Source organism: Candidatus Pelagibacter sp. HIMB123 (assembly GCF_052048195.1).
In the GTDB taxonomy this organism is placed as follows: Bacteria; Pseudomonadota; Alphaproteobacteria; order Pelagibacterales; family Pelagibacteraceae; genus Pelagibacter.
The window spans coordinates 100963-126946 of sequence record NZ_JBNAIL010000007.1; the positions used below are offsets into that span (position 1 = coordinate 100963).

28 protein-coding genes and 1 tRNA gene are annotated in these 25984 nt (G+C 29.4%); 23 read left to right on the plus strand and 6 right to left on the minus strand.

Annotated features, from left to right (window positions below; translation table 11 throughout):
* The first annotated feature begins 44 nt into the window (after positions 1-44).
* From gatC to ACTTBL_RS02015, 7 genes are read left to right on the plus strand one after another with little or no spacing between them, the layout of a single operon-like run.
* Positions 45-332, plus strand: coding sequence for an Asp-tRNA(Asn)/Glu-tRNA(Gln) amidotransferase subunit GatC (gene gatC / locus ACTTBL_RS01985; RefSeq protein ID WP_075485199.1), 288 nt, complete (start codon positions 45-47; stop codon positions 330-332).
* Entirely contained in the window at positions 332-1789 is a 1458-nt protein-coding gene (gene gatA / locus ACTTBL_RS01990; RefSeq protein ID WP_440643376.1) for an Asp-tRNA(Asn)/Glu-tRNA(Gln) amidotransferase subunit GatA, read from the plus strand. Before gatC ends, gatA begins: the two co-directional genes overlap by 1 nt.
* Positions 1786-3249 (plus strand): Asp-tRNA(Asn)/Glu-tRNA(Gln) amidotransferase subunit GatB, encoded by a 1464-nt coding sequence (gene gatB / locus ACTTBL_RS01995; protein WP_440643377.1) that lies wholly within the window; start codon positions 1786-1788, stop codon positions 3247-3249. Before gatA ends, gatB begins: the two co-directional genes overlap by 4 nt.
* Before the next feature lie 5 nt (positions 3250-3254).
* Positions 3255-3905, plus strand: coding sequence for an O-methyltransferase (locus ACTTBL_RS02000; protein ID WP_440643378.1), 651 nt, complete (start codon positions 3255-3257; stop codon positions 3903-3905).
* Complete coding sequence (gene trhO, locus ACTTBL_RS02005; RefSeq protein ID WP_440643379.1) at positions 3905-4810, plus strand: oxygen-dependent tRNA uridine(34) hydroxylase TrhO; 906 nt, start codon at positions 3905-3907, stop codon at positions 4808-4810. Before ACTTBL_RS02000 ends, trhO begins: the two co-directional genes overlap by 1 nt.
* Positions 4811-4824: 14 nt before the next feature.
* A complete protein-coding gene (locus ACTTBL_RS02010) occupies positions 4825-6162 on the plus strand; it encodes an MATE family efflux transporter (protein WP_440643380.1) in 1338 nt (445 codons plus the stop codon).
* Between the two features lie 12 nt (positions 6163-6174).
* Entirely contained in the window at positions 6175-6702 is a 528-nt protein-coding gene (locus tag ACTTBL_RS02015; protein ID WP_440643381.1) for a thermonuclease family protein, read from the plus strand.
* Between the two features lie 2 nt (positions 6703-6704).
* Here ACTTBL_RS02015 and ACTTBL_RS02020 read toward each other — a convergent pair whose 3' ends face one another.
* Genes ACTTBL_RS02020 through ACTTBL_RS02035 form a run of 4 tightly spaced genes read right to left on the minus strand, consistent with a single transcriptional unit; the run spans position 6705 to position 11796 of the window.
* Entirely contained in the window at positions 6705-7268 is a 564-nt protein-coding gene (locus ACTTBL_RS02020; RefSeq protein WP_440643382.1) for a sarcosine oxidase subunit gamma, read from the minus strand.
* On the minus strand, positions 7261-10266 hold the full coding sequence (locus ACTTBL_RS02025) for a sarcosine oxidase subunit alpha family protein (RefSeq protein ID WP_440643383.1): 3006 nt from the start codon (positions 10264-10266) through the stop codon (positions 7261-7263). Before ACTTBL_RS02025 ends, ACTTBL_RS02020 begins: the two co-directional genes overlap by 8 nt.
* 1 nt (position 10267) lies before the next feature.
* Entirely contained in the window at positions 10268-10543 is a 276-nt protein-coding gene (locus ACTTBL_RS02030; protein ID WP_440643384.1) for a sarcosine oxidase subunit delta, read from the minus strand.
* On the minus strand, positions 10543-11796 hold the full coding sequence (locus ACTTBL_RS02035; RefSeq protein ID WP_440643385.1) for a sarcosine oxidase subunit beta family protein: 1254 nt from the start codon (positions 11794-11796) through the stop codon (positions 10543-10545). Before ACTTBL_RS02035 ends, ACTTBL_RS02030 begins: the two co-directional genes overlap by 1 nt.
* A 67-nt stretch (positions 11797-11863) precedes the next feature.
* Here ACTTBL_RS02035 and ACTTBL_RS02040 point away from each other — a divergent pair.
* Positions 11864-11955 (plus strand) — tRNA-Ser (locus tag ACTTBL_RS02040).
* On the opposite strand, the gene ACTTBL_RS02045 is transcribed toward ACTTBL_RS02040, so the two are convergent.
* Entirely contained in the window at positions 11956-14181 is a 2226-nt protein-coding gene (locus ACTTBL_RS02045) for a lytic transglycosylase domain-containing protein (protein WP_440643386.1), read from the minus strand. It abuts the tRNA gene before it with no gap.
* A 43-nt stretch (positions 14182-14224) separates the two neighbouring features.
* On the opposite strand from ACTTBL_RS02045, the gene dapA reads away from it, so the two are divergent.
* Genes dapA through recO form a run of 10 tightly spaced genes read left to right on the plus strand, consistent with a single transcriptional unit; the run spans position 14225 to position 21553 of the window.
* Positions 14225-15106, plus strand: a complete 882-nt coding sequence (gene dapA / locus ACTTBL_RS02050; protein WP_440643387.1) for a 4-hydroxy-tetrahydrodipicolinate synthase — start codon at positions 14225-14227, stop codon at positions 15104-15106.
* Positions 15106-15576, plus strand: coding sequence for an SsrA-binding protein SmpB (gene smpB / locus ACTTBL_RS02055; protein WP_440643388.1), 471 nt, complete (start codon positions 15106-15108; stop codon positions 15574-15576). Before dapA ends, smpB begins: the two co-directional genes overlap by 1 nt.
* Entirely contained in the window at positions 15503-16060 is a 558-nt protein-coding gene (gene folK / locus ACTTBL_RS02060; protein ID WP_440643389.1) for a 2-amino-4-hydroxy-6-hydroxymethyldihydropteridine diphosphokinase, read from the plus strand. The genes smpB and folK overlap by 74 nt, the downstream gene beginning before the upstream one ends.
* A 21-nt stretch (positions 16061-16081) precedes the next feature.
* Positions 16082-17827, plus strand: coding sequence for a RelA/SpoT family protein (locus ACTTBL_RS02065; RefSeq protein WP_440643390.1), 1746 nt, complete (start codon positions 16082-16084; stop codon positions 17825-17827).
* On the plus strand, positions 17784-18371 hold the full coding sequence (gene pyrE / locus ACTTBL_RS02070) for an orotate phosphoribosyltransferase (protein WP_440643391.1): 588 nt from the start codon (positions 17784-17786) through the stop codon (positions 18369-18371). Before ACTTBL_RS02065 ends, pyrE begins: the two co-directional genes overlap by 44 nt.
* A complete protein-coding gene (locus tag ACTTBL_RS02075; protein ID WP_440643392.1) occupies positions 18368-19087 on the plus strand; it encodes a pyridoxine 5'-phosphate synthase in 720 nt (239 codons plus the stop codon). The genes pyrE and ACTTBL_RS02075 overlap by 4 nt, the downstream gene beginning before the upstream one ends.
* Positions 19088-19474 (plus strand): holo-ACP synthase, encoded by a 387-nt coding sequence (acpS, locus tag ACTTBL_RS02080; RefSeq protein WP_440643393.1) that lies wholly within the window; start codon positions 19088-19090, stop codon positions 19472-19474.
* Positions 19471-20208, plus strand: a complete 738-nt coding sequence (gene lepB, locus ACTTBL_RS02085) for a signal peptidase I (protein WP_440643394.1) — start codon at positions 19471-19473, stop codon at positions 20206-20208. The genes acpS and lepB overlap by 4 nt, the downstream gene beginning before the upstream one ends.
* Entirely contained in the window at positions 20208-20876 is a 669-nt protein-coding gene (gene rnc, locus ACTTBL_RS02090; RefSeq protein WP_440643395.1) for a ribonuclease III, read from the plus strand. The genes lepB and rnc overlap by 1 nt, the downstream gene beginning before the upstream one ends.
* On the plus strand, positions 20873-21553 hold the full coding sequence (recO, locus tag ACTTBL_RS02095) for a DNA repair protein RecO (protein WP_440643396.1): 681 nt from the start codon (positions 20873-20875) through the stop codon (positions 21551-21553). Before rnc ends, recO begins: the two co-directional genes overlap by 4 nt.
* On the opposite strand, the gene hemB is transcribed toward recO, so the two are convergent.
* Positions 21554-22543 (minus strand): porphobilinogen synthase, encoded by a 990-nt coding sequence (hemB, locus tag ACTTBL_RS02100; RefSeq protein WP_440643397.1) that lies wholly within the window; start codon positions 22541-22543, stop codon positions 21554-21556.
* 73 nt (positions 22544-22616) lie between these two features.
* Between hemB and ACTTBL_RS02105 the strand changes: the two genes are divergently transcribed.
* The 5 genes from ACTTBL_RS02105 to ribD all read left to right on the plus strand — a co-directional run.
* Entirely contained in the window at positions 22617-23255 is a 639-nt protein-coding gene (locus ACTTBL_RS02105; protein WP_440643398.1) for an aspartyl/asparaginyl beta-hydroxylase domain-containing protein, read from the plus strand.
* A gap of 1 nt (position 23256) precedes the next feature.
* A complete protein-coding gene (gene rpiB / locus ACTTBL_RS02110; RefSeq protein ID WP_440643399.1) occupies positions 23257-23682 on the plus strand; it encodes a ribose 5-phosphate isomerase B in 426 nt (141 codons plus the stop codon).
* 2 nt (positions 23683-23684) lie between these two features.
* Positions 23685-24992, plus strand: a complete 1308-nt coding sequence (gene glyA, locus ACTTBL_RS02115; RefSeq protein WP_440643400.1) for a serine hydroxymethyltransferase — start codon at positions 23685-23687, stop codon at positions 24990-24992.
* A 3-nt stretch (positions 24993-24995) separates the two neighbouring features.
* Positions 24996-25454, plus strand: coding sequence for a transcriptional regulator NrdR (nrdR, locus tag ACTTBL_RS02120; RefSeq protein WP_440643401.1), 459 nt, complete (start codon positions 24996-24998; stop codon positions 25452-25454).
* Positions 25435-25984 (plus strand): bifunctional diaminohydroxyphosphoribosylaminopyrimidine deaminase/5-amino-6-(5-phosphoribosylamino)uracil reductase RibD (gene ribD, locus ACTTBL_RS02125; RefSeq protein ID WP_440643402.1); only part of this gene is annotated, 550 nt, incomplete at its 3' end. The genes nrdR and ribD, both read left to right, overlap by 20 nt.

The following is a 25984-nucleotide window of genomic DNA, read 5'->3' on the forward strand; positions in this document are numbered from 1 at the left end:
TATTTTAAACTTAAGTGATAGTTTGCGACATATTTAAATACCATATGAGCATCGATCTTAAAACAATAAAGCACATATCTAAACTATCAAGAATTTCTGTAGATGAGAAAAAAGCAGAGAAACTAGCAGGTGATTTAAATTCAATTTTTGATTTTATTGAAAAACTTAACGAATTAAAAACTGACAATGTCGAACCATTAACTTCTGTTGCTGAAACAACTCTAAAACTAAGGTCAGATGAAGTAAAAAGTAAAAACTTAAGAGATCAAGTAATAAAAAATTCTCCTAAGGAAAATGAAGATTATTTTGTAGTACCAAAGGTAATTGAATAATGTCAGATATAACTAAACAATCATTATCTGAGTTAGTAGAAAATATAAAAGGTAAAAAACTTTCCTCAAGTGAAGTTACTAAAGCATTTGTTGAAAGATCAGAAAAATCAAAAGAATTAAATGCATATATAACTGAAGATTATGCAAATGCTTTAAATAAAGCAAAAACGTTTGATGAAAAACCTAATCTTGATCTAAAATTGCCTGGTATTCCAATGGCTGTGAAAGATTTATTTTGTACAAAAGATTTAAGAACCACTGCAGGTAGTAAGATTTTAAATAACTTTGTTCCAACTTATGAGTCGACAGTTACACAAAATATTTGGAATGAAGGAGCTATCCTAATGGGTAAATTAAATTGTGATGAGTTTGCAATGGGTTCATCTAATGAAACTAGTTTTTTTGGTAATGTACAAAACCCAATTGATAAAAATTTAGTCCCAGGAGGATCGTCCGGTGGATCGTCTTCTGCTGTAGCAGCTCAATTAACACCAATAACTATTGGAACAGATACAGGTGGATCTATTAGACAACCTGCTTCATTTACTGGAACTGTCGGATTAAAACCTACTTATGGTAGTTGCTCTAGATACGGAATTGTAGCATTTGCATCATCCCTAGATCAAGCTGGTCCAATGGCGCAAAATGTTAAAGATTGTGCGTTGTTGCAGGAAGTTATTAGCACTTATGACGAAAAAGATTCTACATCAATAGACTTTAAAAGAAACGAGTACAGCAAAGAATTAACAAAAGATATTAAAGGTAAAAAAATAGGAATACCCAAAGAATATAGAGTAGATGGTATGCCTAAAGAAATAGAAGATCTATGGAAAAAAGGTATTGAATATGCAAAAGATTGTGGTGCTGAGATTATCGATATATCTCTACCTCATACTAATTATGCATTACCAACTTATTACATAGTAGCACCAGCAGAAGCCTCATCTAATTTGGCTAGATACGACGGTGTTAAATACGGTTTTAGAGCTGAAGGAGAAAATCTTATTGATATGTATGAAAAAACTAGATCTGAAGGATTTGGTGCTGAGGTTCAAAGAAGAATAATGATTGGAACTTATGTTTTATCTTCAGGATATTATGATGCTTATTATCTTAAAGCACAAAAGGTAAGAAAACTTATTAAAAATGATTTTGATGATGCTTATAAAAAAGTTGATGCAATTCTAACCCCGTCCACTCCAAGTTCAGCTTTTAAAATTGGTGAAAAAACAAATGATCCGGTTTCAATGTATTTAAATGATATTTTTACTGTTCCTGTAAATTTAGCAGGTTTACCTGGAATTTCTATACCAGCAGGCCATGATTCTAAAGGATATCCATTAGGATTACAGATAATTGGCAAAGCTTTTGATGAACAAAATATTTTAAACATTGCATATGCTATGGAAGAAAAAATTAATTTTAAAAACAATATTGCTGATTGGTGGATTAAGTGAGTAAGAACAAATCTGAATATCTAATTAATAGACATGATAATCAATATGAAGTTGTCATTGGTTTAGAAGTTCATGCACAAGTTACGTCGGAGTCAAAATTATTCTCAACATCAGCGACCAAATTTGGAGCTGAACCAAATACTCAAGTAAGTTTAGTTGATGCAGCATTTCCAGGAATGTTGCCAGTAATAAACGAGTATTGTGTAAAACAAGCTATCAAAACAGGAATTGGTTTAAAAGCTAAAATCAATAAGAGATCTGTTTTTGATAGAAAAAATTATTTTTATGCTGACTTACCTCAGGGTTACCAAATCTCACAATTCAAAGATCCAATTGTAGGTGAGGGTAAAGTAATACTTGATATGCTAGATGGTCAAAAAGAGGTAGGTATAGAAAGATTACACTTAGAGCAAGATGCAGGTAAAAGCATTCATGATCTAGATCCTAAAAATACTTTTGTAGATTTAAATAGATCAGGTGTGGCTTTAATGGAAATTGTAAGTAAACCTGACTTAAGGTCTCCAGATGAAGTAAATGCATATATTAAAAAATTAAGATCTATAATGAGATATTTAGGCACCTGTGATGGAAACATGCAGGAAGGATCTTTAAGAGCCGATGTAAATGTATCTGTTAGAAAAAAAGGTTCAAAAGAATTTGGAACTCGATGTGAGATCAAAAATGTTAACTCAATAAAATTCATGCAGATGGCAATTGAATACGAAGCTAATAGACAAGTTGATTTAATTGAGGATGGTCAAACGATTGATCAAGAAACAAGACTTTTTGATACTAAAAAGAATGAAACCAGATCAATGAGATCAAAAGAAGATGCTCATGATTATAGATATTTTCCAGATCCAGACTTATTGCCATTAGAAGTTTCAGATGATTTTATTGAAAACTTAAAATCAGAAATTCCAGAGCTTCCAGATGAAAAGAAAAAAAGATTTATAGAAAAATTCAAGTTATCTCCTTATGAAGCAAACATTTTAGTTTCTGATATTGAAACATCAAATTACTTTGAAAATGTAATTAAGAAGTCTGATGTAAAACTTGCAACAAATTGGATAATTGGTGAATTATTTGCAGCGTTAAATGAAAAAAATTTAGAAATAACTGAAAGCCCTATAAGCCCAGGCAACTTATCAAAACTAATTAATTTAATTAAAGATGGAACAATTTCTGGTAAAATTGCAAAAACAGTTTTCGAACAAATGATGGAAGGCGACAAAGATCCTCAGAAAATTGTTGAAGAAAAAGGTTTAAAACAAGAGAGTGATCCAAAAGCACTTGAGGCACTGATAGATAAGGTTATTGATGATAACAGAGACAAAGCTACCGAATATAAATCAGGTAAAGTTAAATTATTTGGTTTCTTTGTAGGTCAAGTAATGAAAGTTTCTGGTGGAAAAGCAAATCCTCAATTAGTTAATGAGATTTTAAAGAAAAAACTTTAGAATTTATGGGTTCAGACCTAAATATAACTAAAGAACTCCAAGAGTATATTTTAAGTCATGGATTTAATTTACATCCAGTCCAAAAAGAAATAATTGATTACAACACTTCTCTTGGTGATATCAAAAGAATGCAAATCTCAATTTCACAAAGTCAATTTCTGCATTTAATTATTAAAATTTCAAATATCAAAAAAATTTTAGAGATAGGTACATTTACAGGATTAAGTACGTTATCTATGGCTTTAGCATTATCAGATGACGGCAAAATAATTGCTTTAGATAAAAATGAAGAAACTAATAAAGTTGCAACAGATTTTTTTAAAAAAGCTAAGCAAGATCATAAAATAAAAACATTAATTAAACCTGCTTTAGAAAGTTTAGATGAAATTAAAAATGAAAAGTTTGATTTAGTTTTTATTGATGCTGATAAAATGAATTATATTGAATACTATGAACGTTCTTTACAATTATTGAACAAAAATGGTCTAATAATCATTGATAATGTTTTATGGTATGGAGAAGTTGTGAATGAAAACAATAATGATAAATTTACTAAAAATATTAAAGAGTTTAATAGTCATATCTCAAAGGATACAAGGGTTGAAAAGTTAATAATTCCTCTTGGAGATGGTATGACTGTTTGTAGAAAATTATAATGTTTGAAGTAGTTGGTTTTTATAAATTTGTCAAAATTTCTTATCTCAAGAAAAATCAAAAAGTTTTATTAGAAACTCTAAAAAAGAAAAACATTAGAGGTACTATAATTATCTCTAAAGAAGGAGTAAACGGAACTATCTCTGGTAAAGCTGCAGACATTAAATTCACAATTAACAATTTAAAAAAAACTTTTAAATTTAAAGAATTTAACAGCAACAATAAGTCTAAAAGCTTATTCCAACCATTTCATAAACCTAAAGTTAAAATCAAAAATGAGGTTGTTCCTATGAATTTAATTTTAAACAAAAGAATAAAGAAAAAGAATAGCCATGTAGATCCAATCAAATGGAATAAGCTGATTAAAGAAAAGGATACTGTTCTTATAGATGCGAGAAAACCATTTGAGTATGATGTTGGAACATTTAAGGGTGCAATCAATCCTGATGTTGATAACTTTAGAGATTTTCCAAAATATTTAAAAAAATTAAAAAAAAATCAACCTATAGCTATGTTTTGTACTGGTGGAATTCGTTGTGAAAAGGCATCTGTATATTTGGAGAATAAAGGGTTTAATAACATTTATCAGTTAAATGGTGGAATTTTAAATTATCTTAAAAAAACAAATAAGAAAAAAAGTTTATGGAAAGGTGAATGCTTTGTTTTTGATAACAGGATTAGTTTAAAACATGGTCTAAAAGTTGGTTCTTACTCAATGTGTAGCGGTTGTAGAAAGCCAGTATCTCGTAAGGATAAAAAATCAAAAAAATACGAAGAGGGTGTTTCATGTCCAAATTGTCACGACAATCTGACAGATCATCAAAAATCAAGATTTAGGATGAGACAAAAACAAATTAATCTTGCTAAAGAAGCAGGAAAAAGACATATCTTCCAAAAAGAATATTAACAAATCTTAAATTAATGAATTTATTAAAAGATGAAGTTTCGTTGTTAGTAAGAAAACTTGCTGTACCAGCAAGTGTAGGAACCTTATTCCAAACACTTTATACAATCGTTGATACTTTTTATGCAGGAAAAATATCGCCAGAAGCCTTATCAGCTTTGAGCAAGTCTTTTCCGATATATTTTTTGATTGTTGCGACATCCATTGGAGTTACCGTAGCAGGAACATCATTGATTGGCAGTAGTATCGGAGAAAAAAACGAAAAAAATGTTTTAAATTATTTTGGAAATGTAATCATTTATTCGATTATAATCTCGATAATTGTATCTATTTTAGGATTTGCTTTTGGTGAAAAGATATTCTTATTAATGAATTCCTCTCAAGAAGTAACAATTCTTGGACTCGAATATATAAATGTAATTTTTTTAGGTACGATATTATTTATTTTAGTAGTAGCGTTAAATTCATTCTTACACGCAGAAGGAGATACTAAAACTTACAGAAATGTTCTAATATTTTCTTTTTTCTTAAACATTATTTTAAATCCAATTTTTATATTTGGTTTTTTATTTATACCACCATTCGGAATAACTGGTATTGGGATAGCAACTTTAATTGCTCAATTTGTATCTTTGTTGGTTATTTTGATAAAAATATTAAATAATCAAAGAATTAAACAAATAACTTTAGACCATTTCAAAACTAAATTTTTTTTCTTAAAAAATATTTTTTTTCAATCAATGCCAATTACAATTGCCATATTAGGGTATTCTATTGCTGCAACAATTGTTTTTACATATGTTGGGTTATTTGGTGAATATGCTGTAGCAGGGTATGGATCTGCCACAAGAATTGAACAAGTAGTTTTGTTACCAATATTAGGAATTAATACAGCAATAATTTCTATAATTGCGCAAAATATTGGTGCAAAATATTACGATAGAGTGGAGCAATCCTATTTTACCTCAATAAAATATGGTCTATTTATAATGTTAATCGCTGGTGTAGTTATTTTTATAAGTGCTGACATTGTTCCTAAATTCTTTTCTTCAAACCCAGAGGTAATTATGCATGGCTCAATGTACCTTAAGATTTCAGCATTTATTTTACCTGCTTATCCGATATTTTTCTTATCAAATGGATTTTTTATGGCTTTAAAAAAATCTGAAAAAGCCATGATTAATAATATTGCCAGAAATGTTATAGTGCCAGTTTTATCCTTTTACATTGCAAAGCATTTAAATGCAGATTTTAAAACTTTTTTTTATATTTGGGCTATCTTTCAATGGTTGATATCATTGATGTTACTATTTTATGTTAAATATTATATTAAACATAAATTGGCTAATATTTAATATTTTTTAAATATGTTTTTTACAAAAAAGAAAGCGATAATTTTAATTATAATTTGTTCGATTTTTTTTATTCTCACATTTAACGACGTTAGGTCTGAAGAGATTAAAGAAATTTCTGGAAATGCTCAAATTATTGATGGTGATACAATAAAAATAAATTCAAAAAAGATAAGATTACATGGAATTGATGCGCCTGAATTCAAGCAAATGTGTAAAAAACCATATCTAACAATAATTGTTTTTACTTTTACTAAAGATTATCCATGTGGAAAAATTTCAACTCAAAAATTACAAAAAAAAATAAATAACAAAGTAATAACTTGTAAAATTTTGGATATTGATAGATACAAAAGATTTATTGGAGAATGTTATAAAAGAAATTTAAATCTGAATTCTTGGCTAGTTTCAAACGGTTATGCTGTAGCTTATAGAAAATACTCAAAAAAATATATATCAAACGAAATTAATGCCAAAAATGAAAAAAAAGGCCTTTGGCAAGGCAAATTTGAAATGCCATGGGATTTTAGAAGAAAAAAATAAGTTTATAATCTCGAAGCACAGTCTTCAATCCATGAGAAAAGGTGTTCAGCAAAAGATCTTCTAACAAACAGATTTAAAATATTTTCATCTTTATGGTGCAGAATTACATCTATATGATTTAAAACTGTCTGAGTTGTTGATCCTTTTTTTTCTTTAAATTCATTAAAATTAAAGGGAGATCCTGCTGAAAAGATTTCATAGACATTTTCACCTTTAAGTTCTAGTTGAACAAATTGATCTGTTAGATCTATAACAGCACCTAAATTTGTTTTTGAAATACTATTAAATAACATTTCATATAGGTCGGATTTATTAGTGTCTTTACTTGCCAGCTCATTTGAGATTATCATCCATTCATCTGGACTAAGCCATATTGCTGTTAACTTGTCACTCGTTGTTGATGTGTTTGCTTCTGTAGGTAAGATCATATTAAGATTTTTACCAACATTTGTTAAAAATTCTCTTTTTTTACCTCTCAAATTAATTTTTATTACTGGAGAGATTTCCTTTACAGAAATACTTTCTTGCTTAATTTCATTAGTAATAACTGAATTATAGTTAAGCATTTAACCTCTCATTTTTCTCATCGTAAAATACTGGATTCGCAACAGTGACATTAATATTTTTATTTTCCATTGGCACAAAAAGTTTTTTTCCCATCATATCTTTTCCACCTCTAACTACTGCAAGGGCTATTGATTTCTTTAGGTTGGGACTGAAATAACTTGAAGTAACATGTCCAAGCATTTCTACTGGACTTTGATTTAACTCAGAAACTATTTGTGCTCCTTCTTCTAAAACAATATTTGGATCATCTGTTAATAAACCTACTAATTGCTTTCTATCTTCTCTCATTGTATCAGATCTATAAAGAGATCTTTTTCCTATGAAATCGTATTTCTTCTTGCTTACTATCCAATCCATTTGAAGATCGATAGGGGTCATTGTTCCATCTGTATCTTGACCAACAATAATAAAACCTTTTTCTGCTCTTAGTAAGTGCATTGTTTCAGTTCCATAAGGTGTAATGTTAAACTCTTTGCCTGCCTCCATACACTTTTCCCATAAATCTTTTCCATAGCTTGCTTGAACATTGATTTCGTAGCTGTGTTCTCCAGTAAAACTAATTCTCATTATTCTGCATTGGATATTACCGATATGAGCCTCTTTGAATGACATATGAGGAAAGTTTTCATCTGATAAATCTAAATCAGGAATTATTTTTTTAAGAATTTTTTTACTATTAGGTCCGCATAAACTCGCTGTAGCATAATGATCTGTTACAGAGGTTAAATAAACATCAAGCTCAGGCCATTCTGTTTGAAGATAGTCTTCAAGTTTACCTAAAACATTTGATGCTCCACCAGTTGTTGTGGTCATGATGTAATGATTTTCACCTAATCTTGTTGTAACTCCATCATCATAAACCATACCATCTTCATTTAGCATTAACCCATATCTACATTTCCCTATAGCTAATTTTGACCAAGCATTTGTATAAACTCTATTTAAGAATTCAGAAGCATCACTTCCTTGAATATCAATTTTACCAAGAGTAGAGGCATCCAATATACCAGCACTTTCTCTAGCAGCTTTACTTTCTCTTTGAACTGCTTGATGCATAGTTTCTCCGTTAATAGGGTAGTACCATGCTCTTTTCCATTGTCCGACATTTTCAAATTCAGCTTTATTTTCAACATGCCAATCATTCATTGGTGTTCTTCTAAAAATATCAAAAAACTTTCCTACATTTCGACCTACAATAGTTCCAAATGTTAATGGTGTGTAAGGAGGTCTAAATGTAGTAGTTCCTAATTCTCCCATTTTAACACCAGCTGTATCTGCAATTATTCCCAATGCATGCATATTTCCTAGTTTACCTTGATCAGTACCCATTCCAGTAGTCGTGTATCTTTTAACATGCTCAATAGATCTAAAACCTTCTCTTAATGCTAATTTGATATCTTTAGCTGTTGCATCGTTTTGATAATCTACAAATGGTTTAGTTTTACCTAAAGGTTTATCGGAAGGTAGTAACCAAATATTTCTTTTTGAATTTTCCTGATCAATCTCAACTTTAATACTATCTAAATCTGTTTCATTAATATTTAAAGTATCTTTAAGCTTTTGATTTAAATTTTTAATGATTTCATCAATTTTAAAATCTCCACCACAAGATCCTACACTTATTTGTTCAGATGTATTCTGATTTGGTAAGAAAACTTTTTTTTCTTCATCAAATTTAAGTTTGCTTCCTGATTGTGTATATAAATGTACAGCAGGTGTCCAGCCACCAGCAACTCCTAAGCAATCACACGAAATAGAAATTTTACTTCCAGTAACTGAAGTACCATCATTAGATAGTTTCATTATTGAAATACCTTTTAGTCTTTTATAACCAGTTGTATCAACAATTGAGTGTGACCAGTAAATTTTAATACCTGCTTCTTTTACTTTTTTAACAATTTTACTTTCGGATTGTTCTCTAATATCAATTATTGCTTCAACATTGATACCCTTATTGTATAGTGAAATAGCACTTTCGTAGGCACTATCATTATTAGTAAAAAAGACATTTTTACTACCACACGCAACACCATAAAATTCACTGTATTTTTTTATTGCAGATGAAAGCATTATTCCTGGTCTATCATTATTATTAAATATCAAAGGTCTTTCTAATGCACCTGTAGCTAAAATAACTTTTTTAGCTCTAATTTTAAGAAGTCTTTGTCTGATTTTATTTGTTTTATCTTTTGCCTCTAAATGATCAGTTAGATTTTCTCTAGCCAAAAGATAATTATATTGATGATAAGCAGCTACACTTGTTCTAGTTTTTATTTCAAGATTTTTAATATTTTTAAGTTCCTCTATTTCTTTTTTTAACCACTCTGAAGGGGCCTTGTTATCAATTTTGTTAAATTCATTATTTTCATAAATAGTTGATCCACCAAGTTCATTTTTTTCTTCAACTAACAACGTTTTAAAATTATTTTTAGCTGCATTTTTTGCTGCCATAATTCCCGATATACCTGCACCTACAACCAATACATCACAGTGAACATTACGGTGATCATAAATGTCAGGATCAGTTGTTGTTGGTGATTTACCTAAACCAGCGGAGTGTCTTATGAAAAATTCATATTTCTCCCAGAAACTAGCAGGCCACATAAATGTTTTATAATAAAAACCTGCTGGAAAAAAAGGGGAGAGAAAATTGTTTATTCCACCAATATCAAATTCAACACTTGGCCAACAATTTTGACTTGATGCCTCTAAACCTTCATAAATCTCGACCTCTGTTGCTCTAACATTGGGTTCCGTTCTATTGGTACCAGGGTTTACTTGAACTATAGCATTTGGTTCTTCAGAACCAGACGTCATAATTCCTCTTGGTCTATGATATTTAAAACTTCTTCCAACTAAATGAACATCGTTTGCAAGTAATGCTGATGCTAAAGTATCGCCTTTAAATCCATGGTAAGTTTTGCCATTAAATTTAAAGGAAATTCTATTAGTTTCATCAATGTACTCACTCGATTTTACTCTTAAGTTTTTAGTCATTTTATTGAGAAGGTGGTTTTTCACCCATTTTATAAATTGCTTTTATTTCATCGTTAGAAGTGTCTCTAACCATATTAAACCATTTACGACAACCATGCGCATGATTCCATCTTTCAAATTGAACACCTTTAATATTTTTTCTCATAAATAAATACTCTGCCCACTCATCATCACTTAATTCTGTTGGTTGCTTAGGTCTCACGATATGAGCTTCACCTCCAGCCTTAAATTCTTGCTGATCTCGTTCTCCACAGTATGGACAGTTTATTAAAAACATTAATGAGCAACCGCTGCAGCCCCATGTTCATCAACAAGGTCTCCGCTTACAAATCTATTTAAATTAAATGCAGCATTAAGTTTGTGTGGTTCATCATTTGCGATAGTATGTGCAAACAAATCTCCGGATCCAGGAGTTGCTTTAAATCCTCCAGTACCCCAACCACAATTAAAGTATAATCCTTTAATTGAAGTTTTACTTAAAATTGGACTAGCGTCAGGACAAATATCTACTATTCCTCCCCATTGTCTTAACATTCTCATTCTACTGAAAATTGGATATAATTCTAATATAGCGTTTAATGTTCCTTCAACTATTTGATGACTACCTTTTTGAGTATAAGAAACATAATCATCTGTTCCAGCACCAATGACTAATTCTCCTTTGTCAGATTGACTGACATAAGCATGCACTGCGTTAGACATTACAACTGTATCAATAATTGGTTTTACAGGTTCAGAAACTAAAGCCTGTAAAGGTTTACTTTCAAGTGGAAGTCTTAGACCTGCCATATTAGCTATTACACTAGAATGACCAGCTGCAACCACACCAACTTTCTTTGTTTTTATAAATCCTTTTGTTGTTTCTATACCTTCAACACTATCTCCATTTCTTTTTATTCCTTTAACTTCACAATTTTGAATAATATCGACACCCATTGCATCAGCTCCTCTTGCATATCCCCAAGCAACTGCATCGTGTCTTGCTGTGCCAGCTCTACGTTGTAAAGTTCCTCCTAAAACAGGGTATCTAATATCTGGTGATGTATTTATAATTGGACAAAATTTTTTAACTTCTTCTGTGCTCAAGTAGACTGCGTCAATTCCATTTAGTCTATTAGCATGTGTTCGTCTTTTTAAATCTCTAACATCTTGTAAATTATGTGCAAGGTTCATTACACCTCTTTGACTAAACATTACATTATAGTTTAGTTCTTGAGATAAACCTTCCCAAATTTTTAATGCATGATCATATAATCCTGCACTGGCGTCCCATAAATAATTTGATCTAATAATTGTAGTATTCCGTCCAGTATTTCCTCCACCAATCCAACCTTTCTCGACTACAGCAATATTATTCATATTATGTTTTTTTGCTAAATAGTAGGCTGTTGCTAATCCGTGACCACCACCACCAACAATAACTGCATCGTACTCTTTTTTAGGAGCAGGATCTTTCCACGCTCTTTGCCAATTTTCATGATATGAAAGAGCATTTTTAATTAACGAAAATACTGAGTACTTATTTCTCATAATAATTGAATAATTACTTTATATATATTGAATTTTCAATACAATCACTTAATAAACAATGTCATACGGAAGAGTGGGTGAGAGGCTGAAACCAGTCGTTTGCTAAATGACCGTGCGAGGAAACTTGTACCGAGGGTTCGAATCCCTCCTCTTCCGCCACTAAAATAGAGGCTGATCTTTAAAAAAGTTTTTCATAGGTACAGGTCGTTGTTCCAAAATATATCTATAGACATTATAATTTTCCATTACACGCTGTACGTAATTTCTTGTTTCTCTAAATTTTATTAACTCAACCCAATCAACATAATCAACTTGTTTTTTTTGTGGATCTTTATTTATTTTTTTCCAATATTTAACTCTATTGGGTCCTGCATTATACGCAGCGACTGCAAAAGGGTAAGCACCATCATATTGTAGAATTAAACCTGCAATATAATGTGAGCCTAAATTAATATTATATTCTGGATCAGTGGTTAATCTTGATTTCGAATAAGGAAGTTTGGCTTGTTTTGAAACTAATTTTGCTGTGTAGGGCATCAATTGCATTAATCCTTTTGCGCCAGCATGACTATTAGCCTCTAAATCAAATTCACTTTCTTGTCTAATTATGGATAAGATCAAAGCACTTTCTGGAATTTTTCTTTTATTAACATATTTAGGAGTGCTAATTATTGGATAATTGTATTTATTATGAAATCTTTTTTGATAAGACGCAATTTTTGAAACCTGAATAGCAAAGTCATACCTATTAATACTTGTAGCTAATTCTGCAGCCAAAACTTCACTACCTTTTGCTATATTGTCATTAGCTAAATGTCTTAAAATATGTTTTGTGTATTTATCTTTCTTTAATTCATCTAGAAGATAAGAAATTTTTACAAGCTCTTTATTAAAAAATTGAATTCTATATTTTGGATCAATTACCATATCTTTTTCTAACTCAAATTTTCCATTTGGATTTAATTTTAAAAAAGCTAGCTGACCATAGTAAGTAGTAAGATATTTTGTGGCTTCTCTGTACCAATTATTTGATTGCTCTCTTTCGCCTATTTTCTCATATGCTCTTCCAAGCCAATACGCACCTCTAGATAAACTTATTGGATAACTAACATTTTCATAAAAATTTTTAAAATGATCTTTAGCGGTCATAGGATCGTTTAAAAAACTTAATGCTATCCAGCCACTCATCCATTCTGCAGCAGCATATTCGGAGCCTTCAGTCATTCCATGATTACTTGAAATTTTATATGAAATTTCATATTTCTTTTTATAAAGCAATGCTCTTGAGATAATTTCTCTTTCTTTCCACCACTTATCAGGTCTAACTAAATACTCTTTATCATTTCTTATTTTCAATAAAATTTCTGTTGAAGAGTCTACACGTCCTTTTTTTCTTCTCCATTTCAATCGATCATAGTTTAATCCAGCATCATTTTTAAATTTTTCAGGAACATTTGCTATGGCTTGATCAACCCCATAGCCTTTACTCATTAAGAGATATCTTGCGTTATATAAAAGTTCATAATCTTTTGGTAGATATCTTATTAACCTTTGTAAATCCCAACGATCACCGTTCCAAGCTAAATAATCAGCTCGTTTGATATAGTCATCTGCATTTAAATATTTTTTATATTTTTTTCTAAAATATTTTAATTCATTTTTGGATAAATCCGCTGTTATCCAACCTTCTTTAATTAGTTTTATACCTTTATTTCTGTCACCAATTAAAACATGACTTTCTCCAAGTATCATTTTTCCATAGCCACTTAATGGATCTTTTTCTCTAAACCAATTTATTATTTTTTTTGGTGAAACACTTTCTGTAGATAGTTTATGTTCAGCAAGATATTCTACCCTGCTTATTCTAGGATAATCTGAATTTTTATTTAAAAAAACTTGATAATCGTAAAATGACGCCTGGTTACCAGACTTTAAAAGATGTCTCCATTGTATAAAATTATAAATAGATTTGTCTTTTGCTTTTTTTGCTATTTTAAGCGCAGAAGACCATTTACTTTTTTGCATTTCTGAAATAGCTTTTTTAGCTAACCCGAAGTCTTTTTTACTATAATATCTTGAAATCTTGATATTCTTAGCTGTGCTAGTACCAGCTATAGTTGGTTTTTTCTTTGGTATTTTAAAACTTAATTTTTTTTCTTTTAAAACCAACTCTTTTTTAACAATCACTTCTTCGATTTTAATTTCTTTGGTTTTCGTGGGCTTCTTTAATGGTTTAAGGATATTTATAGATATTTTCTTTTGAATTTCTTCTTTACTTAAAATAGGTTTTTTTATAGGTACAACTGAATTTATTTCAGCAAACAGATTATTTGAAAATATTAATATGGTTACGGTGAAACCTAAAAATAATATTTTTTTGAGCATAATCTTTTAGTATATGAATCTTTAAACTATGTTATAAGTATTTATGTTCAAAGGATCAAATGTTGCTTTAATTACACCATTTAAAAATAATGGTCTAGATGAGGAAGCATATATAAAATTAATCCATTTCCACATCGATAATGGTACTAATGGACTTGTGCCGGCTGGTACGACAGGTGAATCCCCTACGTTAAGTCATGATGAGCATCAAAGAGTAATAGATTTATGTATAAAAGAAAGTAATGGAAAAATTCCAGTTATTGCTGGTACGGGTTCCAACTCAACTGAGGAGGCTATTTCTTTAACAACACATGCAGAAAAAGCAGGAGCTAACGGCGCTTTGATAGTTACACCCTATTACAACAAACCAACTCAAGAAGGCTTGTATCAACATTACAAAGCAATTAATGACAAGTGTGGCATTCCAATTATAATTTATAATATTCCTGGCAGATCTGTGATTGATATGTCAGTTGATACCATGGCCAGACTCTATGAATTAAAAAATATAGTTGGCGTTAAAGATGCAACGGGTGATTTAGATAGAGTTAATCAGACACTTGAAAAAATGGGCAAAGATTTTATTCAATTAACAGGTAATGATGATAATGCTTTTGAGTTTAATAAACGTGGTGGGGTAGGTACTATTAGTGTAACAGCTAATATTGCACCCAAACTTTGTTCAGATTTTCAAAAATTTTCTAAATCAGACACCGATAATGAAATGAAAGAAGCAGAAAGATTAGATAAAATATTACAACCAGTTCATCACTCAATGTTTGTTGAGAGCAATCCTAGTCCTGTAAAATATGCTGCAAAACTTTTAGGACTTTGTGATGACAATGTAAGACTACCACTTGTAAAAGTAACAGACACAACAAAAGAAATTGTAAAAAAAGCTCTTCAGTCTGCTAAGTTAATTTAATGAACAAAAAAACCAATCCTGGTTTGAAAATCATTTGTTTAAATAGAAAAGCTAGTTTTAACTATTTTTTTGAAGATCTTTTTGAAGCTGGAATTGTATTAAAAGGATCAGAGATTAAATCAATAAGAGATGGCAAGGTCAATATCGCTGAGTCTTATGCTATTGAAAAAGGAGGTGAAATTGTTTTAATTAATTCACATATATCACCATACAAGCAAGCCAGTTACTCTAATCATAATCCAACCGATGATAGAAAATTACTTCTTAATAAAAAAGAAATAAATAAATTAATAGGTAAAATGCAAAGAGATGGTTTCACATTAGTTCCAACAAAAATGTATTTTAAAAAAGGAAAGGCTAAAATAGAACTAGCTGTTGCAAAGGGAAAAAAGCAATATGATAAAAGAGCAACAAAAAAAAGTAGAGATTGGAACCGTGAAAAGGCAAGATATATTAGAAAATCAAGCTAAAATTGTTTTTTTAGGAATTGGTTCAAATTTAGGTAAAAGAAAAAGAAATATAGAAAAAGCAAAATTTTTATTAGCAGAACATAACTTAGATGTTCTCTCGGTATCTAGTTATTATGAAACTCCTTCCTGGCCGGACCCACGAAATCCCAAGTTCTTAAATATAATTATAAAATTAAAATGTTATTACAACCCTAAAGAACTATTAAAAATATGTAAATCTATAGAAAATCAATTAGGTAGAAAGAAAGCAAAAAAAAATGCACCTCGCACATGTGACTTAGATATAATCGATTTTAATAATTTGGTATCAAGAAAAAATTCTAAGATTAATTTACCTCATAAAATGATGCACAAAAGAAACTTTGTATTATTTCCATTATATGAGATTCAAAAGAATTGGACTCATCCTGATAAACAAATTGATGTTAAAACCTTGATTTCTCTACTTCCTGATAGAGACATTAGATCTATTAAACAAATTTGATTTAATGGTATAATATCAATTATGCTTAATTCAAATGAACTTATAAATAAAGTTAAGGATTATAATAAATTTCTTAATCCTGAAAAATTGGATAAAGCATATAATTTTGCTGTTAAAGCACATAAGAGTCAAAAAAGAGCTTCTGGTGATCCTTATTCTGTTCACCCAATTGAGGTTGCAAATATTTTAACTGAATTAAAATTAGATAGCGCTACAATTGCAACTGGTCTATTGCATGACACTATAGAAGATACTTTTGCAACTTATGAAACTATTAAACAAGAATTTGGTGATGAGGTTGCTGATTTAGTAGACGGTGTAACGAAAATTTCAGCGTTTGAAAATTCAGCAGGAGCTAATTCTAAAGTTGAGAATTTCAGAAAATTAATTTTAGCAACATCAAAAGACATTAGAGTTCTGCTAGTTAAAATTGCTGATCGACTACATAACATGAGAACCATTAAAGCGATTACTAAAGAGGATAAAAGAAAAAGAATAGCTCAAGAAACTATGGAAATTTATGCGCCATTAGCTGATAGAATGGGAATGCACAGAATAAGAGACGAGCTTGAGGATTTATCTTTTGAAATTTTAAATAATGATGCAAGAAAATTAATAAAAAAAAGGCTTGATGAAATAAAATTGGACAGAAAAGATTTGTTTGAAGAACAATCTTTTGAGTTAAGTGAAATCTTAAATGATAATGAAATTAATGCTGAAATACATGGTAGAGAAAAGACACCTTTTTCAATTTGGAGAAAGGTCCAAAAAAAAAGAGTTTCACTTGAACAAATAACAGACATTATTGGATTTAGGATAATTTTAAAAAACGTAGATGATTGTTACAAAACTCTCGGGATTTTTCATAAAAAATGGAATTGCATACCAGGGAAATTTAAAGATTATATTTCATCTCCAAAAATCAATGGTTATAAGTCTATTCATACTTCTGTAATTGGTTCAAATAAAAAACCAATAGAAATTCAAATTAGAACACATGAAATGCACGAATTTGCAGAAAGAGGTGTCGCATCTCATTGGCAGTATAAATCTTCTGAAAAATTTAATTCTTTAAGTTGGAAGGAGTATGATTGGTTAAAAGATCTTGTAGAGATTATAGAAAAAAATGAAAACCCTGAAGATTCATATGAGTATACAAAACTACAAATGTTTCAAGAAAACGTATTTTGTTTTACACCAAAAGGTTCAGTTATAAAATTACCTAAAGATGCAACTGCTATAGATTTTGCATATGCTGTTCATACTAAAATTGGTAATTCAGCAGTTGGTTGTGAAATTAATGGAAATAAAAGCGAATTACAAACTATTTTAAGAAATGGTGATCGAGTAAATATAATAACATCTAAAAATAATTCACCATCACTTCACTGGATACCAACTACTAAAACAGGCAAAGCTAGAGCAGCAATAAGAAGATATTGGCATGATAAAGGAGAGCAAAAAGAGGAAAAAACAAAAAAATATAATACCACTCTATGGATGTCATTACCTGATAAGCCAGGTCAATTAGGAGATATAAGCTCACTCATTGGAAGTCACAAATTAAATATATCGAGCTTAGAAATGGTTGGTAAAAATCCCAATTATATTAATTTTAAATTTAAATTAATTATTAGAAACCTTAAGAATTTTACTAATTTTATTGCAGAGCTAAAACAAAAGAGTATAAAATTTAAGATAATTAGACACGAAGAAAAAAGAAATGCTTTCACACAAAAAATCCTTAAATATTTTAAAAAAAACTAATGCATTATTAGAAGGTCACTTCGTTCTATCCTCAGGTCTACATTCTTCAAAATATATTCAGTGTGCAAAACTCTTAAGTTTCCCTAATTTAGCTGATAAAATTTGTAAATCTTTAGCAAATAAAATTAAAAAAAAATTTAAAAAAATTGATTTAATACTAGCTCCTGCAATGGGAGGAGTAATTATTGGATATGAAATTGGAAAATTGCTCAAAAAAGAAACAATTTTTTGTGAAAGAGTAAATGGTAAATTTACTCTCAGAAGAGGATTCAATATTAAAAAAGGAGCAAGAGTTTTAATTATAGAAGATGTAATCACTACAGGAAAATCAAGTTTAGAGTGTGTTAAATTGATTAAAAAATCAAAAGCAAAATTAATTGGATTTGCATCTATTATTGATCGATCAACCAAACAATCTTTAAAAATAAAAACTGGAATAACATCTCACTTAAAAATTGATGTTCCAACTTTTAATGCAAATAAATTACCACCAGAACTTAAATCTATACCAGTAACAACCCCAGGAAGCAGATTTATTAAGTGAAAAGGTTAGGCGTAAATATAGATCATATCGCTACTTTACGAAACGCTCGTGGAGAGAAACATCCAAACCCACTATACGCAGCTAAAAAAGTTATTAGTTATGGAGCAGATTCTGTAACAATTCATTTAAGAGAAGATAGAAGACATATAAATGATATTGATGCAAAAAAAATCTGTGGTTTAAGAAATGTACCTGTAAACCTTGAAATTTCTATGAACGAAGAAATTGTTAATAAAGCACTTAAGATAAAACCAAATTTTATCTGTTTAGTTCCAGAAAATAGAAAAGAAATTACTACCGAGGGAGGTTTAAATATAAAAAACAATCTTAATAAGTTAGAGAAAATAATTAAAAAATTTAAAAAAGTAAAGATTAGAACAAGTTTATTCATTAATCCTTCCCCAAATGACATTAGACTTGCTAAAAAATTAAATGCTGATTGTATTGAAATACATACTGGAAAACTAGCAAACTTAGTTAAATCAAAAAAAAATTATTCTAATGAATTAAACAGAATTAAAAAAAGTGCAAAATTAGCATCAAGTTTAAATATAGAAGTTCATGCCGGTCATGGTTTAGACTATAAAACCACCAAAATGTTAACAAAAATAATAGATATTGAGGAGTATAATATTGGACATTTTATAATCGGAGAGTCAATATTTGATGGATTTTTAAAAGTAATTAAAAACTTTAAAAAAATTATAAAAAAATAAATGAAAATTCTAGGTATTGGAGTTGATATTGTTGAAAATAAAAGAATTCAAAAATCGATTAAAAATCCTTTATTTAAAAAAAGAATTTACTCATCTAAAGAATTGAAACAATCTAATGCAGCAAACAATAAAGCAGCTTATTTTTCGAAGAGATTTGCTGCAAAAGAAGCATTTTCTAAAGCTCTTGGCACAGGTTTTCGTATGAATTTAAATTTTAAAGATATAGAAGTTGTTAATGACAAAAAGGGAAAGCCTTATTACGTTAAAAATAAAAAAATTACAAAAATTGTACAAAAGAACTTTAAAATCAAAAATTTTAAATGTTTTTTATCAATTTCGGATGAAAAAAATTTTTCAACTGCATTTGCAATTATTCAAACATCATGAAATTAGATAAAAATTTTTTTTCAGAAAATATAAAAACTTTAATTTATGCATTAATAATTGCAGTTATAATTAGATCACTTTTAGTACAACCATTTTATATTCCATCATCATCCATGGAACCTACTTTATTAGTAGGTGATAGGTTGTTTGTAACAAAATATACCTATGGATATAGCAAACACTCATTTCCTTTTAGTCCCCCAATATTAAACAAAAGAATTATGTTTAGTAGTCCTGAAAGAGGTGATGTAATTGTATTTAAAACACCAGCAGATAATCGAACAGATTACATTAAAAGATTAATTGGTTTACCTGGTGATAAAATTCAATTTATAGACTCTAATTTATATTTAAATAATTCTGAAATTCTTAAATCTAAAATTAATAACAAAACTACAATTTTCTGTGGTGACAAAAGTGTTGATGTTTATAGATTTGAAGAAAAACTTTCAAACGGTAAAAAATTTCATACTGTTTATTTAAAAGATTACACCTATCAAAATTCTGATGTGTTTACTGTACCAAAAGATCATTATTTCTTTTTAGGAGATAACAGAGACTGTTCTAAAGATAGCAGGTTCTTAACAAGTGTTGGATATGTACATAAAGATAATTTAGTAGGAAAAGCTCAATTTATATTTTTCTCTTCAGATAAAAGAATAGGAAGTTTTATTGAATTTTGGAAATGGCATAATTCAATAAGATTTAATAGAACCTTTAATAAAATTAATTAATGAAAATTAATTATCTAAGTTTAGAAAAAAAAATTGATGTAAAATTTAAAAATAAAGATCTACTTGTTCAAGCCCTCACACATAAAAGCTTTAATCCAAATGAAAATAATGAAAAGATAGAGTTCCTGGGTGATAGAGTTCTTGGTTTAGTGATAGCAAAAAAACTTTTAGAAATTTATCCAGGAGAAAAAGAAGGTATTCTTGATAAAAAATTTGCATCGCTAGTTAATAAAAAAACTTGTCTGGATATAGCAAAAAAAATCAATTTAGCTAGTTATGTTAAAACATTTAACCCAAACAATAAAAAAATAAAAATTGAGGACAAAATTATATCTGATAGCTGTGAAGCATTAATTGGTGCTATTTATCTTGATAAAGGTTTTACAATAGTTGAAAAAACAATTTTAAACTTGTGGCAAGATCATATTGAAAAAAGTGTAATTACAGAAATAGATGCAAAAACAAAGTTACAAGAATTAACTTTAAAAAATTTTAAAAAATTACCTACGTATAAATTAATTTCAAATACAGGTCCAAGACACAAACCCATATTTAAAGTTGGAGTAAAATTGCCCAATACAAAATATTTTATAGCTACCGGAAAATCAAAGAAAGAAGCTGAACAAAATGCTGCTATAGAATGTTTAAAAAATATAAATAAAAAATGAATTGGTCAGACGAAGGATTTTTAATAAGTAAAAACAGATATAATGAAAATTCATTAATTGCTGAATTATTTACAAAAGATAAAGGAAAGATATCTGGAATTATATTTGGTGGCACTTCAAAAAAAATTAAAAATTATCTTCAGCTTGGTAATAAACTCCATGTTAATTACAATTCTAAAAATGAAAACAGAATAGGTTATTTTAAAATTGAAATTTTAAATGCCTATACTCCATTATATTTTGATCATAAGCAAAAGCTATCCTGTATTACATCTGCTATGAATTTGATCAAAATATTAACAGCAGAATCTCAATCTAACGATAAAGTTTATTTTATAATTCAAAACTTATTTTTAATTTTACAAAAAAAAGATTGGTTAAAAAAATATATATTTTGGGAATTGGAGTTACTTAAAATATTAGGATATGATTTAGCGCTTGAAAATTTAGTTGAAAAAGATTTAGAAGGTAACAAAACTGTATATTATGCAAGTTCTTTAAATGAAAAAAAATATGTACCTAATTTTTTGATTGAAAAAGATATAGAAGTTAATGATCTCGCTACTTTATTGGACGGTTTGAAATTGGTAAGTGATTATTTGGATAAAACTATATTAAGACCAAATAATTTAAATTATCCAAATAGCAGGTTGTTATTCTTAAACACGTTAAAATAATTATTTTATTATTTTATCAATTCTATCAGCGTAATAACTTACTATTGCATTGGCACCAGCTCTCTTAAAAGCAACTAAGCTTTCATATACAGCATCTTTATTAATTAATTTTTTTTTTATAGCTGTTTCAATTAAGCTGTATTCTCCTGATACTTGATAGGCAAATACAGGCAATTTAAATTTCTCTTTTATTGATTTTATTATGTCTAAGTAGGGCATACCTGGTTTAACCATTACCATATCAGCACCTTCTTTAATGTCTAATGCGACCTCTCTTAAAGCTTCATCAGAATTTCTATAATCCATCTGATAAGTTTTTTTGTCTCCTTTTAAAGAACCTTTAGATCCGACTGCATCTCTAAAAGGTCCATAAAAGCTTGAAGCATATTTTGCAGCGTACGATAATATTTGAACGTTTTGGAATTTATTTTTATCTAAAGCTTTTCTTATTTTTCCTATTCTGCCATCCATCATGTCTGAAGGAGCCAGTACATCACAACCCATCTCAGCTTGTAGTAATGACTGATTGATCAAAACTTCAATTGTTTCATCATTTAATATGGTGTTAGATTTTATCAAACCATCATGACCATGTGATGTATAAGGATCTAAAGCAACATCACACATTATACCGATTTGGTTTTTGTATCTTTTTTTGACTTCTTGTATCGCTTTACAGACTAAATTATTTTCATTCAGTGATTCTGTTCCTAATTCATCTTTTTTCGAATTTTGTGTCTTTGGGAAAAGAGCTATCATTGGTATTCCTAATCTTATTGCTTTATCCAAAATTTGGCTCAATCGATTAATTGTATATCTGTAAACGCCAGGCATTGATGAAATCTCTTGTCGTTTATTTGACCCTTCAATTAAAAAAATAGGGAGTATAAAGTCATTTGGACTTAAGGTATTTTCTTGAATCAATCTTCTTGACCAAGCATCTTTTCTGCTTCTTCTGAGTCTAAGACTAGGATATTTACCAATAATCATGTTTTAATTTACTTTTAAATTGCGACAAATGTAATATACACATATACAAAAAAAAGAGTAGAAAGCAATCACGATGGTGACAGAAAACTCAAAAGTTGTAGACTTAAATATCAAAAAAGAAGATAGGATTTTAGACTTTAGTGATTTCCAAAAACAAGAAATTAAGTTTGACATAGAGAAATTACAAGAAGCATATCACCAAATAGTTAAGATTAAAAAATTTGAAGATGCAGGTGTTACTCACTTTGGTGCTATATCTCTAACTCAAATACCTGGTGATCCAGATTCAATAAAAGGTAATAAAGCTCGTGGAGTATACTGGACTAAACCTGACAAATCAGGAAAAGAAGTTTCTAGAGACGAAATGATTGATGAAGCATCTTACTCAGAATTTATTAAAGACTATGAGAATACATATTTTAAAGAGGTTTATGATGTCCTTTCAAAAAAATATAAACTTGGAAGAGTTAGAATTCTTTTAAAAGAGCCAAGATCAACGTTAAGCTGGCATAGAGATCCTGAACCAAGATTACATATACCTATTATAACAAACCCTGGTTGTTTAATGGTAATTGATAATGTTGCAAAACATATGCCTGCTGATGGTTCAGTTTGGGTTACAAACAATACTAAGTATCACAACGCATTTAATGGTGGAGAAGAGAATAGAATACATTTAGTTGCTTGTGTTTTAGATTACAAATTTAATTAATTTGAGAAAAGTATTTATTTCATCAGATCACGCTGGATTTAAATTAAAAGAAACAATCAAAGATTATTTAAAAAATAAAAAAGTAAAATTTGAGGATCTTGGTCCCAAAGATGATAGCAGCGTTGATTATCCTGACTATGCTCATAAAGTTGCTAGAAAAGTCAAATTAAGCAAGAGTAATGTTGGTATTTTAGTGTGTGGATCTGGCACTGGAATGAATATTGCGGCAAATAAGCATAAAAATATTCGCGCTGCACAATGTTTTAATCTAAAATCAACGAAATTATCCAGATTGCATAACGATGCAAACATCATTACATTAGGGTCACGGTTGATAACCAAAAAAAATGCTTTGAAATTTGTAAGTGTTTTTTTAAATACTAAATTTGATGGTGGTAGACACTTGAGAAGAGTTAAGAAAATATAATTATGTCGAGCGAAAAAAGTTATTTAAACGATAGTTATAAAAGTTTTTTTGAGGATAGTTTATCTGTAAAAGATCCTGAGCTTTATAAAGCTATTAAAGATGAATTAATCAGACAACAGCAACATATTGAGCTAATCGCGTCTGAAAATATAGTATCTCAAGCAGTATTAGAGGCGCAAGGATCAGTTTTAACTAATAAATACGCCGAAGGTTATCCTGGTAAAAGATATTATAATGGTTGCGAGCATGTTGATGTAGCAGAAAACCTTGCCATTGAAAGATTAAAAAAATTATTTAATTGTAAATTTGCAAATGCTCAACCACACTCAGGTGCTCAAGCCAATGGAGCAGTTTTTTTAGCCCTGTTAAGCCCAGGTGATAAGTTCATGGGTATGAGTTTAAATTCAGGTGGTCACATTACTCATGGATTAAAAATTTCAATGTCTGGTAAATGGTTTAACGCTATAGGTTATGATGTAGACAAAGAATCTGAGTTGATAGATTATGATAATGTTGAAAAACTTGCATTAGAACATAAACCTAAACTAATCATTGCAGGCGGAAGTGCTTATTCTAGAGTAATTGACTTTAAAAGATTTAGAGAAATAGCAGATAAAGTTGGAGCATATCTAATGGTTGATATGGCTCACTTCTCAGGATTAGTTGCTGGTAAAGGATATCCTAATCCATGTGACTATGCTCATGTAGTTACTTCAACAACTCACAAAGTATTTAGAAGCGCAAGAGGAGGAATAATTTTAACTAATCATGAAGATCTTGCTAAAAAATTTAACACAGCCGTTTTTCCTGGTTATCAGGGAGGACCTTTAATGCATATTATTGCGGCAAAAGCAGCTGGCTTTCTTGAAGCGCTACAACCAGAATTTCAAGATTACATTAAATCTGTTTTAGCAAACGCAAAAATGTTAGCAGAAACCTTAAAAAATAATGGATTTAAAATTTATTCAGATGGAACAGATACACATTTGATGTTGGTTGATTTGAGACCCTACAATGTCAAAGGAAATCTTGCGGCAGAGAGTTTGTCTAGAGCAAACATTACATGTAATAAAAATGGTATTCCATTTGATACAGAAAAACCAATGATTACATCTGGAATAAGATTAGGAACTCAAGCGGCTACAACTCGTGGATTTGGTTTAAATGAGTTTAAAACGGTAGGTGAATTAATAACAAAAACTCTGAAAGGTTTATCTGAAAACCCAACGGATAATAGCAAAATAGAAAACGAAGTAAAAAATGAAGTTATTTCTTTAACTTCTTCATTTCCGATATATAAGAACCTTTAGTAAATGATTTGTCCGTGCGAAAAAAAAGGTGATACATCTGTTGTAGATTCACGTCCAACTGAAGATGGTACCGCAATAAGAAGAAGAAGATTGTGTATATGTGGTGAAAGATTTACTACATTTGAGAGAATTCAATTTAGAGAGTTGATGGTTGTTAAAAAAAATGGAAGAAAATCATCATTTGATCGTGATAAATTATCTAAATCTATCTACATAGCTCTTAAAAAAAGACCAATAGATACGGCTACAATAGAAAAATTCATTAGTAATATTTCAAGATCTCTTGAAGAACTTGGACAAGGAGAGATATCAACAAACACAATTGGGACTATGGTTATGGATGGATTAAAAGATTTAGACCCAGTTGGATATGTAAGATTTGCATCAGTATATAGAAACTTTAGGGAAGAAAAAGATTTCATACAATTCGTGGACAAGCTTGATGTCTACAAAAAAAGATAAATTTACATTAAAAGATAAATTTTACATGGAGCTAGCCTTAGACTTGGCTAAATCTCGTCATGGACAGACTGGATCAAATCCTTCTGTAGGCTGTGTTATTGTCAAAAATGATAAAATTATTTCCATAGGACAAACCTCATTTAAAGGAAGACCACACGCTGAATTTAATGCGATTAAAAATAGTTTTGAAGAATTAGAAGGTTCAAAAATGTATGTTACTTTAGAGCCATGTTGTCATCATGGATTAACACCACCATGCACTGATGCGATAATAAAATCAAAAATTTCTGAGGTTATTTATGCTGTTACTGACATAGATAAAAGAGTAAGAAATAAAAGTTTTAAAATTTTAAAGTCAAAAAAAATAATTGTAAAAAAAGGTTTATTAAAAAGTAAAATTGAAAGTTTTTATTTACCTTATTTTTTTAATAGAAAGAAAAAATTACCCTTTGTTACAGGCAAAATAGCTATTTCAAAAAACAATATTATTTACAGCAAAACCCAGAAAAAGATTACAAATGCTTATTCAG